This window comes from Paenibacillus sp. FSL H3-0321, assembly GCF_038002865.1.
Classification (GTDB): Bacteria; Bacillota; Bacilli; order Paenibacillales; family Paenibacillaceae; genus Paenibacillus_AQ.
Genome location: NZ_JBBODH010000001.1, coordinates 6,162,234 through 6,176,846, shown reverse-complemented (window position 1 = coordinate 6,176,846; position 14,613 = coordinate 6,162,234). Strand labels below are relative to the sequence as shown.

The window sequence follows — 14,613 nt, the reverse complement described above, 5'->3', positions numbered from 1 at the left end:
CTCCCTTCGTCAGATCAGCGAAGGGCGGGTAACCACCTTCACGCCGCGCGGAACGTGAACTGCCACAACGGCACCTTCGGTTCCGTTCACCTTGATCCAGCCCAAGCCGGAGATGAACAGATCGGTCTGGCTGCCCCGGCTGATCCGGAATTCATGACGCTGCCACTGCGGCAGCTTGTCCATATCGGCAGTTACCGGTGGAGCCAGCATCACACCGCGGTGATCCTGATACAGGGAATCCGCACGTTCCAGCTTTGTACGGTGAATCTTGAGCGTAGTGCTGATGAAGCAGGTGAAGGATTGCCGGGCACCCTGAATGAAATCAAAACGCCCCAGACCGCCGAAGAACAGCGTCTGGCCTTCATTCAGCTGATATACCGCAGGTTTGAGCGGATTCTCCGGCATAACGGCACCGAGGTCCTTGCGCTCCACCAGTTCACTGTACCGCCAAGGATATACAATCCCCGGAGTATCAATGATATAGTGGCCATCATCCAGCGGGATTTTGACCGTATCCAGAGTCGTTCCCGGATAACGCGAGGTCGTCAGTTCCTGCTCGAGATCGCTGTAATCGGAAATAAGCCGGTTAATCAGCGTAGACTTACCTACGTTGGTTGCCCCTACGACATAGACATCACGCTGTCCGCGAAGCTCATTCACCGCTTCCAGCAGACGTTCGAACCCTTGATTGCGCTTCGCGCTGCAGAGTATAATCTCCGCGGTCCGCAGTCCATGCTCCTTGCAACGCTGCTGCATCCAGTTGCGCAGCTTGTTCCAGTTCGTTACCTTGGGCAGCAAATCACATTTGTTCACTGCAAGAATAACCGGATTATTGCCGACAAAACGCTGCAGGCCGGAAATCAGGCTGCCTTCGAAATCGAAGAGATCGACAATATGGACAACAAGCGCGTTCTTCTCGCCCACTCCGCTGAGCAGGTGAAGAAATTCATCCTGGTCGACGGATACCGAAGAAGCTTCATTATAGTTTTTGATGCGGAAACAGCGCTGGCAGATAACCGGTTCCCGTTCAAATGCAACCTCCGGAATATAACCCGGGAGATCCTTCTTTTCGGTCTGCAGCTTAATGCCGCAGCCGCTGCATTTTACAGGGCGCTGTGTTTCATTCTGTTGATTCATTGGGGTTTATCCTCCTCATGCCACAATCCTTGCTTGCGAAGCCGTGTCAGGGCAATCTGCTCGACCCGGCGGTTAATTCTTGTTCCAATGCCTTCATCCTTCACAGAGATAGGCAGCACCAGTACCGTATACAGGCCTAGCCGGTTGCCGCCGAGTACATCCGTAAGCATCTGATCGCCAACTACGATCGTCTGTTCCGGCTTCAGATCCATCAGCTTCATCGCCTTCACGAAAGGCGTATTGATCGGCTTGCGGGCCTGATGTACAAATTCAATATTAAGCGGCGTTGCAAAGCGTGACACCCGGTCCATGTTATTGTTCGACACAATGATAAGCTTGAAGCCCAGCTCTTTCACCTTCTCGAACCATAACAGCAGCTCCGGAGTGGCCAGAGGCGCTTTGGCGCCGACTAGCGTGTTATCCAGATCCGTAATGATACCGCGGTATCCCCGGCTGTATAGTTCTTCCAGCCCAATATCAAATACCGTATTCACCCGGAGTTTTGGAACCAACCTTTCAAACAATACGTTCACCTCGATTTCATACGAAAAACTATATCATACTCTTTGCGCTTCGCAAATGAATCTGCGACGATGTAGGACTGCCGCGTTTATTTATCTGATTTCAGGAGACCGTGCAGCCGCAAAGCTTCAGTATACACGCTGCGCCAATCTTTGTCTTCTATAACATCCGGGCTGTACTTCGCCTTCTCGAACATTTGCAGCAGCGACGCCAGACTTTCTGCAGCCGCCGGACGTTCACGGCTCCAGCGGGCCACCGATTCACGAAGCGTTTCGTGCTCTTCTTTAAGCATGCCCTTTCTGCGGGCATACTTTACCCACCGCTCGGTTTCAGCCACAACTTTCTGCACCGGAGACAATGGTTTGCCGTTGCGCAGCCGCCCAAGCAGGAACCGGAGACTGAAGCGGTAATGCCAGAGCAGATAACCTCCCCACAGCAGCAGCACTGCTGCAGCGGCCGATACGGCCCAGACGCCCACATGAAGGCTTCCACCGGTTTTGCCGGGATCTGCCACGGCTTGCTCAGGCTCAGGTTTATCCTCTTCCGGCTGTGTATCTTCCTTACTCTCAGGCTCTTCGTTCTGTGTCAGAAGAGGCACATTAAAGCCCGGGGTCGCTTCCACCGGAATCCAGCCGTATTCACCGAAATAAATTTCCGCCCAGGAATGGGCATCAGCATTCGTAATCGTATAATTATTATTGGATAATCCCTGCTGGGCCAGACTGTCCGGCAGCTGTGCCTGTTCGCCGGGTGCATACCCCTTGACCCAGCGTGCCGGAATATCCAGCGAACGCGCCATGGTCACGAGTGCGGTGGAATAGTAGTCGCAGTAGCCTTCCATAATCTCGAACAGGAAACTCTCCACGAAATCCTTGCTTTTGCCGCGAGACAGATCCGGCTGATTCGAGTATGGATAGGTTTGCTGCAGATATTGCTGGAGCAGCGCAATTTTGTCATAAGGGGTCTTCGCGCTTGCGGTAATTGTCTCTGCCAGCTCTGTGACCCGCTCTGGAAAATTGTCGGGCAGTTGCAGGTATTGCGTATTATTCTGGCCGGCGTACAGCTGCTCGAAGGTCTGTTTGCTCAGCTCCTGCACGGATACGACAGGGACCTCCGAAGTAAGCACGTAAGTCTGGGGATAGTTTCCGCTGTTCCCATCCGTATCCCACAGCATTTCGCTGTCTGCGCTTCTCCATAATAAGCGGCTGCTCTGTTCCTTGCCGTCTATGGAATCGACCTTCGCAATGGAATAGGCTCCGAACAATACCGGATAATCAATGTTCCCAAGCAGCTTTACCGTCTGCTTCAGGGTCTGCGTCTCCACCTTGGAGCCGGGTTCCCTGTCCAGCTCTTTGCCTACTGCTGCCCCGGACAGCGGACCGCGTGTAAGCCGGTCGTCATCACTCCATCCTTTTCCGGAATATACGCTGCGGGTTTCCCCCCGCATGTAGGAACGTATATCCGAGGTCACCGTCATGACTGGCGAATAATCATAGTTAAAGCCCCCGCCCAGATTATCGTCGTTCATACTATAACCCGAAGTAGTCCTTCCTGCAGAAGCATCACTGGTTCCGGCGTTTGTTGTTCCCGATGTGCCGGAGCTTGCCGATAATCCGCTGCCGTTCCATTTATGCCAGGCAGTATAAGGATCTGTCAGCGTCGGCCGCACCTCGGGCATGTTCACACCTGTAATAATGACAAACGAGAAAATGATGGCGATATTAATGAAGATCTTGAAAGGATATTTCAGCAGATAAGTCCAGCCGCGGGGATAATGCAATTGAAAGCTTCTCAAATGCTGGGTAACAAGCCAGCCCATCCCCGCGAACACCGTCCAGGCGACCTCCTGCCAGAGTATGGCCGAAGTGAAGGAATCCAGTGCCGCAAAGGCTACAATATTCGTGGTGATAAACAGCAGAATCCTCGCCTTGGAGGAGACCCACCACGATGACAGGAGCAGCAAGGCCAGCGCACCCGCAGCAAACCATAGATATGGAACCATATTTATGGCGATGTCAGGCAGACGGTCGCGCAGTGAAGGCAGCAATGGATCAGGAACATAGAGTTCATAGCGCAGAATTACCCTGTACACGAAATATAGCATGGCGCAAACTTCAAGAATTAGCCGATATCCCCGTTTAACAGGTAAAAGAATTTCAACAACCCCCGCCGCAGCCAAGGTCAGCAGTACGGCGGCAGTGGTCGCCTTCAGCCAGAAGGGCTCTGTATAAGTGAGCCATTGCAGGGCGATAACCATCAGCCATAGCAGACTGAAGGAGTAATGCCATGAGGACTTCATCCCGCTCCACCAGCGTCTCATCATACTTTATCACCTCCGAGCACTGAGGGCAGCTCCTGAAGCGAACTTACGCTATAGCCGGTTGCCCCGCGGGATTTCAGCACATTCATCCATTCTCCGCCGCGGTTGCCCGCTGCAGGATTGCGCACATGAATATGGGAAGGCGTCATTCCCCGGCTCTCTGCCCAGCGCATGACATCCAGTACAGGCTGTCCGCTCTGCGGACTGATCAATACCAGATAGGAGCCTTTGGGAAACATACGGTGTCCTTTTTCCAGCCTGGGAACCAGCGGCCCCCGGCCTTCGGCATTAATATCAATCAAATATTGGATCATCTTCTGCCGCTCCGCAGCGCCCTCAGCAGGCATGAATATCTTGGTGTTCTTGTCCAGACAGCATAAACCGATGCCGATCCGGTCGCGGATCCCAAAGCCGAGCAGGGAGGCGGCAATGGACACCGCCAGCTCAAACTGGTTCGAGCCGGCATATACCATGGCGCTGCCGTCCAGCACAATCATGGTCTTGGGTACGGATTCATGCTCAAACTCCTTGGATTTCCAGTTGCCTGTCTTGGCGGTGGCATTCCAGTGGATTCGCGTCAACCGGTCGCCATAGACGTAATCGCGGACCCCGTTGATCTGCGTTGTCTCTCTCCGGGAATGGAGCAGCGAGGCTTGCTGCCCCGCCAGCCGTGACTTCCGCTCATAAAGCTGCCAGCGCGGCACGAATACCGCACGGGGCAGCACGCGGAATTGCCCTTCGGCCATAAAGGTGCCCTTATGCTCCACCAGGCCAAAGATATCCTCACTCAGGATATCCGTTCCTTCGAACGTATAGCGGCCGCGCTCCAGTACCGGCGTCTGAAACAGCAGTTCCCCCTGCCCTCTCAGGCTGGGAACCATGCTCTCCTCAAATACCCAGGATTCGCCGTTATGGCGCTTCAGAATTTCTCTCACCACCACATACGGCAGAGGCAAAAAGCCTGGAATTGTAACGTCCAGCTTCACCCGCAGAAAGCCGCCCGCATAGAGCAGATCAGGCTTATCCAATTCGGAATACAGGCTGCGCGTGCCTTTGGCCCGCCGTACTCCGCCTAAGCCTCCAATCAACAGATATATCATTAGTACAGATACCATTATAAACAGCATGAATGATGTTTTGCCGCCTTGAAACAGTACATAGAGCAGCGTGATGCCCCAGATCGCAAGGATGCCGGCGAATTTCCCCGGCTGAATGACAGCTGCCGCTCCGGACAAATAGCTTTTCATCATTATTGCCTCATCGTCACAGGCACATGTATGCTCTGCAGCAGCTTCTGAAGCAAGGAATCAACACTGATATTGTCCAGCCGCGATTCCGGACGCAGCAGAATACGGTGTCCCAGCGCATACGGGGCAAGAATCTTCACATCATCCGGAAGAACATAATCGCGCTCCTGCAGGAAAGCATAGGCTTTGCAGGCCATCATGAATGAAAGCGAAGCACGGGGGCTGGCACCAAGCAGGACTAGCGGATGCTCTCTGGTCTGGCGGACAACATCCAGCAAATAGTTCAGGACAGGATCGCTGATATAAATCTCGCGGATTTCTTCCTGGATAGCCGCAATTTGTTCCATGCCTGTTACCGGGCTAAGCCTGTCCACCGGTTGTCCCTCCTGATGGCTCATCAGAAGATTCTTCTCGGTAACCGCATCGGGATAGCCAAGGCTGATACGCAGCATGAAACGGTCAAGCTGTGCTTCAGGCAGCGTGTAGGTGCCTTCGAAATCAATCGGGTTCTGGGTCGCACAGAGCATAAACGGATGCGGCAGCGGATAGGTCTCTCCGTCGACGGTTACATTCCTTTCTTCCATCACTTCTAGAAGCGCAGATTGCGTCTTGGTTGTCGCACGGTTGATCTCGTCGGCGAGCAGAATATTAGTCATCACGGGACCGGGACGGAAATGGAACATCTCATCGCGCGGATGATAGACCGATACCCCCGTTATATCACTAGGGAGAATATCGGGATTGCACTGAATCCGGCGGTACTCCCCGGACATTGATCTGGAGAGCGCCCGAATGAGCTGGGTTTTGCCCGTTCCCGGAACATCCTCGATCAGGACATGCCCACCGGCCAGCAGCGCCGTAAGCAGCAGCTCTATTTCAAATGTTTTGCCGAGTATACAGGATTCCAAATTATGGCGAACAGCCTTCATGATGTGAATTGATTCTTGACGTACGGGCATATATAGTAAACCTCCTATGTCAGAATAAGCGTAATACTTATATTTTACATGATTATGGGTCCCAAAGTACATTATTGCAGCCCGTGAAATTAAAGATACACCAAACAATGGACAAGGAAATCTCTCTATTATATAGAAGGAAAATTATTGTTCCTATAGAAATGATTATAAACCGAATCCGTTTTTCTATTCTGGCAGGCGAAAAGAGGGTCATCCATGGACAAGTTTTATGCCCTATGTCTTCAAGGAGACATTAACCCGGCAATGGCGTATTTGCGTTCAATCCAGCCCAAAACCGAGCAAATCGAAAAGATTGAGGCATTGTATATCAACAGATTTTTCAACAAGCATGACGAGGTAACACTCAAGGAAGAAGATCCTTGGGTTAGACGGGTAATTTCGGCCTACCACGCCTACTTCCGCATGGTGCTGACCCGTCCCGATGCAGCGGATGATGCTGAGGTTAAGCTCATGGAGGCACTCCGCAATTTGATTGAGATTGAGCAGCCCGCCGCCCTTGATTGCATTGAAGATCATCTGAAGGAAGTATTTGCACAAAAGGGCTATTATTTTTGGGGCGGAGTCACCCCTCCGTACAGAGGACCTTATATATGGCGAAAGATGGAGACGTTAAATTTCACTGTGGAGCTCCCCTCCATCAGCCAGCCCGTAACCGTACATATGATGAAGGACTTTATTCTGGAAAGCTGGATCAGTTTCGCTACGTGTGAACAGAGAAGCGTCGGGGGCTGGGCTGTGAAGGAAAGCCTGTATTGCAATGCCAAACGTTATGAAGATATCGAAGGCGCAGAGTTTCGAATTTCTTACCTGAAGCACGAAGCACAGCATTTTTATGACTTCAACCAATTTCCCGGGCTTGAGTCCATGGATTTGGAATACCGGGCTAAATTAGTTGAGCTTATCTATTACAGCGATCATTCCGTGCTCACCAAATTTTTGCTTCAGGCCAAAAATGCCCCCAAGCTGCCCCATCCGTATGCTTCCTATCACATCATCAGGAATTTATCGGCGCTAATCTTCAAGAAGGATTACGAGCCCGGCATAAAGCAATGGCTTGATCAGGAGTACTCACTAATTTCCGCTGCGGCGGAGAAACTTCTTGAGCAGAGCACGCAGGAATTAAGGAAGGTTATGTAGACAAAACAAAAAAGACCGCCAAAGTGGCGGCCGGAAATGAAACCTATAGTTTTCAGCTGATCAATGCGTTCCCTTAGGCCGTACAAGCAGGGCTGCCAGAAACGAGAATACAATGGCTGACGAAATCCCCGCACTGGTCACGTCGAAAATCCCCGTCACCACGCCGACCCAGCCGTCCCGTTCCAGTTCCGTAAGCGCTCCGTGCACCAGCGAGTTGCCGAAGCTGGTAATCGGAACGCTAGCCCCTGCCCCGGCAAATTTCACCAGCGGGTCATACAGTCCAAACGCGTCAGCGATCGCTCCGGCAACGACAAGTGTGCTCATCGTGTGAGCGGGTGTCAGCTTCAGTACATCGAACATGAGCTGCCCGATGACACAGATGGCGCCTCCAATCAAAAATGCCCATACATAAATCATGCTCCTTCACCTCCGCTCTCCAGAGCTACAGCATGTGCCACGCACGGTATGCTTTCTCCCTGCTGGTATGACAGCGGTGAAAGCAGCGCTCCGGTTGCCACGATCAGCACCCGCTTCAGCTCGCCTTTTTTCATCCGTTTGAGAATATGTCCATAGGTGACCACAGCCGAGCAGCCGCAGCCGCTCCCTCCGGCGATGACATATTTCTGCTTGTCGAGATTATAAATGAGCAGCCCGCAGTCATCAAATGTCGTCTGCTCCATGGGAATGCCTTCTTTGGCCAGGAGATCTTTGGCAATGGGCAGGCCGACGGAAGCCAGATCGCCGGTTACAATTAAATCGTAATGGCCGGGGGACAAGCCCGTATCGCGGAAATGTGCAGTTATCGTATCCGCGGCGGCCGGAGCCATGGCTGTGCCCATATTAAAAGGGTCCGTCAGCCCCATATCCATAATGCGTCCAAGGGTTGCCGACACAACATAGGGGCCTGCAGCGGTGCCGTCATTGCGGCCGACAATGGCACAGCCCGAACCGGTTACGGTATACTGGGCAGTCGGCGGCTTTTGGGAGCCGTATTCAACTGGATAGCGGAATTGCTTCTCCACGGTACAGTTATGGCTGGAGGTTCCCGCGAGCGCGTATTTGCCCCCGCCGGAATCCACAATCATCGAAGCGATGGCGAGACTCTCCATGGAAGTGGAACATGCGCCAAAGACGCCAAGATAAGGCACACCAAGCTTTCTCGCCGCAAACGAGCTGCTGATAATCTGATTCATTAAATCCCCGCCGACGAAAAACTCCAGCTTCTCCTGCTCGAGTCCCGCATGCATCAGCGCCAGCTTGGACGATTTCTCGAAAAGGGCTCGTTCTGCCTTCTCCCATGTCTGTTCGCCCATTTTGAGCGAGTCATAGATAAAATCAAAATCGGAAACCAAAGGGCCTTCCCCTTCTTCCGGCCCTACTACTGCGGAAGAACCGAGAATGACAGGACGGGTTGTGAATTGCCAGGTCTGGCTGCCAAGCTGCTTCATAGTTTAGTGAGAACCTCCCCAGCCCATAATGGCATATACTACCCCGACTATAAAGGCCGCGACGACACCGAATACAATGACGGAGCCGGCTAGCTTGAACATATTGCCGCCAACTCCGAGCACAAGACCTTCGGCACGGTGTTCAAGCGCTGCGGAGCACATACTGTTGGCAAAACCCGTGACGGGAACAGCAGTGCCTGCTCCTGACCATTGGGCCAATTTGTCATATACACCGAAGCTGGTCAGGATGACGGAGATAAGGATCAGAACCGCAACGGTAGGGCTTGAGGCTTCCCTGGAGGTCATATCGAATATCGCCATAAATGCCTCCTGGATGCCTTGTCCGATCACGCAGATCAACCCTCCGGACAGAAAAGCCCGGATGCAGTTTTTGAACACAGGGCGGCTGGGCACATACGGCTTGGACAATTTCTCATAATCCTGTGGGGTCATGGTGTCAAGCCGAAGCTTGACACCGGACTTTCTAGTTTTGGCCGGCAAATGAGGACACCTCCTGGAATGTATGCGAGGGGAGGGCTGGACCAGTGAGTGCGGACATTTCCCCTCGGACTTTTCTTCGCTTAGAAGTTTTTCCTTATTGTTCGCCGTAAGCCGCTTCGTTATGTCTCCCCAGTTCAGGAAAAATACAGCAGTATTACAATCAGCAGTATAAACAGAATCAAAATCAGCACAGCATCGCGCTCCGGCCCATACCGGCGGAGGTATCTTTTCGGCACCCCACGGGCATTCACTTTACCGTAGTAGCCCTGCGGGTTGTCCGCGGACCTGCTTCCAGCCACCCTCATCTTCCTCGCTTCCTTTCCCGGCTCCTGCCTGCAGAGCCACTACTGCATAATATTCGCAAAGGCGGCGCCCAGTGTTCATTTCCCCCTTTGAAGACATGGACAAGTAGCGCGACAATGTTCATACTAGACAATAGTAAAGGAGCGATATGTATATGAATCAAGAAACGACTAATCTGTTCAAAACATTAACTGAATTCCCCGCAGCTCCGGGCTTTGAGCGCGAGTTGCGTGCCTATGTCAAGGATGCTATGACACCGTATACCGAAGAGTTCGTCCAGGACCGGCTAGGCAGCCTGTTCGGCGTACTGCGCGGTGAAGAGAACGGCCCCAAGATTATGGTAGCCGGACACTTTGATGAGGTGGGCTTTATGGTCACCGGCATCACCGACAACGGAATGATCCGCTTTCAGCCGCTCGGCGGCTGGCTGGCTTCGGCTGTAGCCTCACAGCGGCTGCAGATCATTACCCCTAAGGGAACATTGACGGGTGTTGTCGGCAGTACGCCGATCCATCTGCTGAGTGATGACGAACGCAACAAAACCGGTGATATCCGCAGAATGTACATAGATATCGGTGCCGACAGCCGGGAAGAAGCACAGGGCTACGGCGTAGCTCCGGGACAGCAGATTCTGCCGATCTGTCCGTTCACCCCGCTGGCCAATCCGAAGAAAATCATGGCCAAAGCGTGGGACAACCGCTATGGCTTAGGCCTTGCCATTGAGCTGGTCAAAGCGCTGCACGGCAAAAAACTGCCAAACACCGTGTTCGCCGGCGCTACGGTACAGGAAGAGGTCGGCCTGCGCGGTGCCCGCACAGCAGCTAACCTGCTGTCGCCGGACATCTTCTTCGGCCTGGATGCCAGTGCCGCCGCCGACATGACCGGCGACCGCCAGGCCTTCGGCCAATTGGGCCAAGGAGCGCTGCTGCGCATTTACGATCCGACGATGATTACCCACCGCGGCCTGCTCGAATACGTTCAGGATACGGCAGATACCCACCGGATCAAATACCAGTATTTCGTCTCCCAAGGCGGAACCGATGCCGGGCAGGTGCATGTCAGCGGAATTGGCGTGCCGTCCACAGTGATTGGAATCTGCTCGCGCTACATCCACACATCCTCTTCCATCATTCACAGCGATGATTATGATGCCGCCAAAGAGCTGCTGATCAAGCTTGTGGAAGGGCTGGACCGTACGACGCTGCAGACCATTATTGAGAACAGCTAAGCTACGCTATTCGAAGAGCCGCAGGGGACAGAATCTCCCCTGCGGCTCTTTATGAGCCCTACATCGTTATTTCAGTTTGTCATACTCTGCCATCACCGACCGGTGCACCGCATGATCTGCGGCCAGGCCGGTATATTTCGCAACTGCCACTGCGGCACCAAGCTCTGCGACAGCCGCCTGAAGCTCAACCGCTTCTGGATCATCGCTCACGTTGAACAGCAGTGCTGCCGCCATGGAGCGGCTCAGGGCCGTGTACCCAAGCCCTCTGTCAAAAGCCTGGAGCGCCGGCGATACCAGCCGGTCATTCGGCGACAGCTTGCGGATCGGTGAACGTCCTACACGGGTAACTTCATCTGTCAGGGCCGGATTGCGAAAGCGCTCCAGTATTTTGTCGATATACTTGCTGTGCTGCTCCGCGTCGAACCCGTGCTTCTGAACCAGCACCGTCCCTGTCTCCTCCAGCACTTCGCGCACAAGCGCGGTCAAACCCTCATCCGCCATGGCCTGCTGGATCGTCCCGTAACCGCGCAGGTACCCTAGATACGCTGCCGAACAGTGCCCGGTATTCACCGTGAACAATTTGCGTTCAATATAAGGTTCAAGATTATCTACATAGTGAACACCTTCTACCGGACGGTAACCCGGAAGCATCTGAGAAGCGTCTACCACCCACTCATAGAATGGTTCTACCATTACCTTGAGGATATCCTCATGCTGCTGCAAGGGAACAATCCGGTCTACAGCCGCGTTCGGAAAAGCTACGGATATATCCGCTTTGGCCCGGACTTCTGAATCCAGCTTGGCATATACGAGCTCTTTCAATTGCGCACTCCCGCCGATGGCATTCTCGCAGGCGATGACATGCAGCGGAGCGGTGGAACCCGCAAGCCGTCTGCCGATCCCCTCAGCCAGCACCCCTGCAATATGCTTCAGGATGGATACTCCGACCGCTGTCGTAACAAGATCCGCTCCGGCAATGGCCGCCGCAACTTCTTCGGCATGGGTTACACTGCTTAGTGCAGTCACGTTCTTCACGATCACCGTTTCCTGACCCTCGCTGGCCAGCGTCACCGGATATTCCCCGCGTTTTTGAAGCTGTGTCACGAAGGTTTCATTCACATCGACGAAGGTGACCTCATAGCCCGCCTGCGACAGAAGCAGACCGATAAAACCTCTGCCGATATTGCCGGCACCAAAATGAACAGCCTTCATCATTCCAGGCCTCCTTCGAAGATGGCGATCACATCGGCCGGGGTTGGCGCATTCATAACCCGCTCAATAGCATCCTCTTCCGAGAAGATCATCGCCACATTCGTCAATACTTCCATGTGCCCGTCACCTGCCGCTGCAATGCCAATCACAACAAAGGCCGGTTCATCTCCGCCAAAATCAACACCATCCGGAAAGCGGATAATGGACAATCCGGTAGATTTAATGAAAGGTCTGGCTTCTTTGGTTCCGTGGGGAATGGCCAGTCCTTCGCCCATATAAGTGGAAACGACCTCTTCGCGCTCAAGCATCTTCGGCACATATTCTTCTGTTACATGTCCGGCATCCACAAGCAGCTTTCCGGCCATGGCGATCGCCTCGTATTTATCTTTGGCAGCACCGTTCATAATCACTTTATTCTCTGACAGTATACTCATATGGTTTCTCTCGCTTTCACATTTTATTTTCGAAAAAACGCAGCAGCTCTGACGACAGATATCGCCTGATCTCGGACTCCGTACGCTCCTCAAGCAGCTTCACCAGCTCGGAATTAAGCAGCATTGCACTGATTTCACTCAGCACTTCCAGGCTTTCCTTGGACAGCTTGCGCGGTGCAAGCATCAGCAGGATGACCCTGACCTCGGTATCCCCATCCAGCACAACCGGCTGGCGCAGACGGTACAGCGTCAGGGAAGACATCAGGATGTGGCTGCTTCTTGCATGAAACAGAGCAAGCCCAGTGTCCGGAATGACCTGGCTGGCCATCCTTTCCCGTTCCAGCAGCCGCTCCAGCAGGATATCTGCATCGCCGACCACCCCGCTGCCATCCAGAAAATCGAGCATCGCCGAAATCGTTGCGGGCAGCGTTATCCCGCTGTTATCAAGCGGATAGAAGCGGAACCGCTCCAGCAGGTTGACCGTTTCATCCAGCATGCCCTGGTAGCTTTTCAACCGCTCCAGGGAATGCTCTTCACTCGCTGTTCTGTCGTACTCGCCTTGCGGAACGCTCTCCCGTTCTCTCAGCGTGGTGTTCTGGATATAACTCAGCAGTTTTTCTATTTCTTCCCCCGTCAACAGAGGACTGATTTTGATATAGCGGTCTTTGTCGAGCGGCAAATCAATCGTTGAAATAATCAGATCGTAGTCAACCGCAGGCAGTCGCGCCGCTTCGTACCAGGAAATATTGCCGAGAATTTCAATCTGCGGCATTTCTTTGGCCAGCCGGGTAGCCAGCAGCCGGGAAGAACTGAGACCGCTGGCGCAGACCAGAATTGCCCGGACGCCCCGCCTGAGCTGATTCAGACGTTCGACAGAAGCGCCGAAATGCATGACCAGAAATCCGATTTCCTCATCGGGGATGTCCAGTTCCAGCTCCAGCTCCTCCACCGCGGCCCTCACAATCTGGAACAAATATTCATAATCCTTACGGATGGGACCCAGCAGCGGATTGCGGATACGGGTTCCCTCCCGGAGCCGCTTGAATGCCGGATCCATATGCTCCAGCAACCCTTCCCGCAGGGAGCGGTCGCTTTGAAACGGAACTCCGGTCCGTTTGACCACGCTTTCCGTCAGCTTATATACAATCTCCATCAGCTCAATGTCACCGGAGGCGAATCCGGCAGAGGAGAATGATTCCTGGACCCTGTCGAACAGACCGGCTATATATAGAATCTCTGCCCGCGGAATCTCAGCTCCCAGCGCCTGGCCCAGCCGCTGCCCAAATTGCTCGGCGGCGGTAATTAGGCGGTGATCTGACATTCGGGGATATCCCGCTTCTCCGCCGTTGTCGATACTCCGGCCAATCTCAATCCGTCTGGTGGTTACAGCGAGGCCAAGCAGCATTTCCATATAAACGATCTCCGGCAGTTCCGCCGTCCATTTCCATTCCATATCCCACAGCGTGTTCTCCACGTCCATCAGATTGGTTTTGCCTACCGTATCCAGAAGAATCCGGAAGACCGGACTGCTCGCAGGCTGCGGATTATGACCCACCAGATCTGAAAGATCCAGATGCTCGGCGGCCAGCCGGCCAATCGCCCTGCGCTTGTCAATCTCGCTGCCGGTAATCTCAACACCGTAGCCCCGCCTGCGGACCAGCTGCAGGCCGAACTTGCGGACCCAGGGCTCCAGTTCATCCAAGTCATAGCTCACGGTAGCAACCGTAACTTTGAGCCAGTGGGCCAATGTGAACAGCTTCACCGGCTCTTCTGCCTCCAGCAAGGAGCAGAGCTCATACACCTTGCGGTCCTCGCTGGAATGTTCCGCTGGCTTCTCTTCCCGCAAAAACAGGCGCAGCTCAGCAAGACCGGCCGCCGGGCCGCTCAACTGAATCCCTTTTCCTGATTTACGGATCAAATCCAGACCGAAATCCGCCAGCGTAAGCTCGATGTCTTCCATCTCCCGGTGAACCGTTCTTACACTCACACCGGTACTCTCGGCGATTTCGGCGGCAGTAATCTCTTCACTGACCCCTAAGAGAAGCCAGATGATTTGACGCTGCCTCGCGGTAACTTTTCTCATAACCGTGTACCCCCGCCCTAAATAGAGACAAACGCCGGCTTTGCGGGCCAGCGTCTCCTGA

General features: G+C 53.6%; 14 protein-coding genes. 2 read left to right on the top strand and 12 right to left on the bottom strand.

All coding sequences use genetic code 11. The features are described from left to right. Positions 1–9 precede the first annotated feature (9 nt). From yqeH to MHI45_RS27520, 5 genes are all read right to left on the bottom strand, one after another. Positions 10–1,137 carry a ribosome biogenesis GTPase YqeH gene (gene yqeH, locus MHI45_RS27540; RefSeq protein WP_038587889.1) on the bottom strand — a complete coding sequence of 376 codons (1,128 nt, stop codon included), beginning with the start codon at positions 1,135–1,137 and terminating at the stop codon, positions 10–12. Continuing rightward, a complete protein-coding gene (locus MHI45_RS27535; protein ID WP_076110516.1) occupies positions 1,134–1,661 on the bottom strand; it encodes a YqeG family HAD IIIA-type phosphatase in 528 nt (175 codons plus the stop codon). Before MHI45_RS27535 ends, yqeH begins: the two co-directional genes overlap by 4 nt. A gap of 86 nt (positions 1,662–1,747) precedes the next feature. After that, positions 1,748–3,982: a DUF4129 domain-containing transglutaminase family protein gene (locus MHI45_RS27530; protein WP_341119743.1), complete on the bottom strand. Its 2,235-nt coding sequence runs from the start codon at positions 3,980–3,982 to the stop codon at positions 1,748–1,750. Then, a complete protein-coding gene (locus tag MHI45_RS27525) occupies positions 3,979–5,226 on the bottom strand; it encodes a DUF58 domain-containing protein (RefSeq protein ID WP_341119846.1) in 1,248 nt (415 codons plus the stop codon). Before MHI45_RS27525 ends, MHI45_RS27530 begins: the two co-directional genes overlap by 4 nt. A gap of 2 nt (positions 5,227–5,228) precedes the next feature. Then, complete coding sequence (locus tag MHI45_RS27520) at positions 5,229–6,185, bottom strand: AAA family ATPase (protein ID WP_076110513.1); 957 nt, start codon at positions 6,183–6,185, stop codon at positions 5,229–5,231. A gap of 216 nt (positions 6,186–6,401) precedes the next feature. On the opposite strand from MHI45_RS27520, the gene MHI45_RS27515 reads away from it, so the two are divergent. Beyond that, entirely contained in the window at positions 6,402–7,343 is a 942-nt protein-coding gene (locus MHI45_RS27515) for a hypothetical protein (RefSeq protein WP_341119742.1), read from the top strand. Between the two features lie 60 nt (positions 7,344–7,403). Here MHI45_RS27515 and spoVAE read toward each other — a convergent pair whose 3' ends face one another. The 4 genes from spoVAE to MHI45_RS27495 all read right to left on the bottom strand — a co-directional run bounded on the left by spoVAE (position 7,404) and on the right by MHI45_RS27495 (position 9,597). Beyond that, positions 7,404–7,760 (bottom strand): stage V sporulation protein AE, encoded by a 357-nt coding sequence (gene spoVAE, locus MHI45_RS27510; protein WP_038587876.1) that lies wholly within the window; start codon positions 7,758–7,760, stop codon positions 7,404–7,406. Then, positions 7,757–8,791 carry a stage V sporulation protein AD gene (spoVAD, locus tag MHI45_RS27505; RefSeq protein ID WP_076110511.1) on the bottom strand — a complete coding sequence of 345 codons (1,035 nt, stop codon included), beginning with the start codon at positions 8,789–8,791 and terminating at the stop codon, positions 7,757–7,759. Before spoVAD ends, spoVAE begins: the two co-directional genes overlap by 4 nt. Positions 8,792–8,794: 3 nt before the next feature. Continuing rightward, on the bottom strand, positions 8,795–9,292 hold the full coding sequence (spoVAC, locus tag MHI45_RS27500; RefSeq protein WP_038587871.1) for a stage V sporulation protein AC: 498 nt from the start codon (positions 9,290–9,292) through the stop codon (positions 8,795–8,797). A gap of 134 nt (positions 9,293–9,426) precedes the next feature. Next, positions 9,427–9,597 (bottom strand): hypothetical protein, encoded by a 171-nt coding sequence (locus MHI45_RS27495; RefSeq protein WP_179091735.1) that lies wholly within the window; start codon positions 9,595–9,597, stop codon positions 9,427–9,429. Between the two features lie 152 nt (positions 9,598–9,749). Here MHI45_RS27495 and MHI45_RS27490 point away from each other — a divergent pair, with 152 nt between their 5' ends. Further along, positions 9,750–10,823, top strand: a complete 1,074-nt coding sequence (locus MHI45_RS27490; protein ID WP_076110510.1) for a M42 family metallopeptidase — start codon at positions 9,750–9,752, stop codon at positions 10,821–10,823. A gap of 66 nt (positions 10,824–10,889) precedes the next feature. Here MHI45_RS27490 and MHI45_RS27485 read toward each other — a convergent pair whose 3' ends face one another. From MHI45_RS27485 to MHI45_RS27475, 3 genes are read right to left on the bottom strand one after another with little or no spacing between them, the layout of a single operon-like run. Further along, positions 10,890–12,035: a mannitol-1-phosphate 5-dehydrogenase gene (locus MHI45_RS27485; RefSeq protein WP_076110565.1), complete on the bottom strand. Its 1,146-nt coding sequence runs from the start codon at positions 12,033–12,035 to the stop codon at positions 10,890–10,892. After that, the gene (locus MHI45_RS27480; RefSeq protein ID WP_076110509.1) at positions 12,035–12,469 is read right to left on the bottom strand and encodes a PTS sugar transporter subunit IIA; all 435 of its coding nucleotides are present in this window, start codon (positions 12,467–12,469) and stop codon (positions 12,035–12,037) included. Before MHI45_RS27480 ends, MHI45_RS27485 begins: the two co-directional genes overlap by 1 nt. 16 nt (positions 12,470–12,485) lie before the next feature. After that, positions 12,486–14,552 carry a BglG family transcription antiterminator gene (locus MHI45_RS27475; protein WP_076110508.1) on the bottom strand — a complete coding sequence of 689 codons (2,067 nt, stop codon included), beginning with the start codon at positions 14,550–14,552 and terminating at the stop codon, positions 12,486–12,488. Positions 14,553–14,613: the final 61 nt, after the last annotated feature.

Excerpts from the sequence above, each read along its gene's own strand:
- MHI45_RS27490 (WP_076110510.1), top strand. The coding sequence starts at position 9,750 with ATGAATCAAGAAACGACTAATCTGTTCAAAACATTAACTGAATTCCCC.
- MHI45_RS27475 (WP_076110508.1), bottom strand. The coding sequence starts at position 14,552 with ATGAGAAAAGTTACCGCGAGGCAGCGTCAAATCATCTGGCTTCTCTTA.
- MHI45_RS27480 (WP_076110509.1), bottom strand. The coding sequence starts at position 12,469 with ATGAGTATACTGTCAGAGAATAAAGTGATTATGAACGGTGCTGCCAAA.
- MHI45_RS27515 (WP_341119742.1), top strand. The coding sequence starts at position 6,402 with ATGGACAAGTTTTATGCCCTATGTCTTCAAGGAGACATTAACCCGGCA.
- spoVAD (WP_076110511.1), bottom strand. The coding sequence starts at position 8,791 with ATGAAGCAGCTTGGCAGCCAGACCTGGCAATTCACAACCCGTCCTGTC.
- MHI45_RS27520 (WP_076110513.1), bottom strand. The coding sequence starts at position 6,185 with ATGCCCGTACGTCAAGAATCAATTCACATCATGAAGGCTGTTCGCCAT.
- MHI45_RS27485 (WP_076110565.1), bottom strand. The coding sequence starts at position 12,035 with ATGAAGGCTGTTCATTTTGGTGCCGGCAATATCGGCAGAGGTTTTATC.
- spoVAE (WP_038587876.1), bottom strand. The coding sequence starts at position 7,760 with ATGATTTATGTATGGGCATTTTTGATTGGAGGCGCCATCTGTGTCATC.
- MHI45_RS27525 (WP_341119846.1), bottom strand. The coding sequence starts at position 5,226 with ATGAAAAGCTATTTGTCCGGAGCGGCAGCTGTCATTCAGCCGGGGAAA.
- yqeH (WP_038587889.1), bottom strand. The coding sequence starts at position 1,137 with ATGAATCAACAGAATGAAACACAGCGCCCTGTAAAATGCAGCGGCTGC.
- MHI45_RS27495 (WP_179091735.1), bottom strand. The coding sequence starts at position 9,597 with ATGAGGGTGGCTGGAAGCAGGTCCGCGGACAACCCGCAGGGCTACTAC.
- MHI45_RS27530 (WP_341119743.1), bottom strand. The coding sequence starts at position 3,982 with ATGATGAGACGCTGGTGGAGCGGGATGAAGTCCTCATGGCATTACTCC.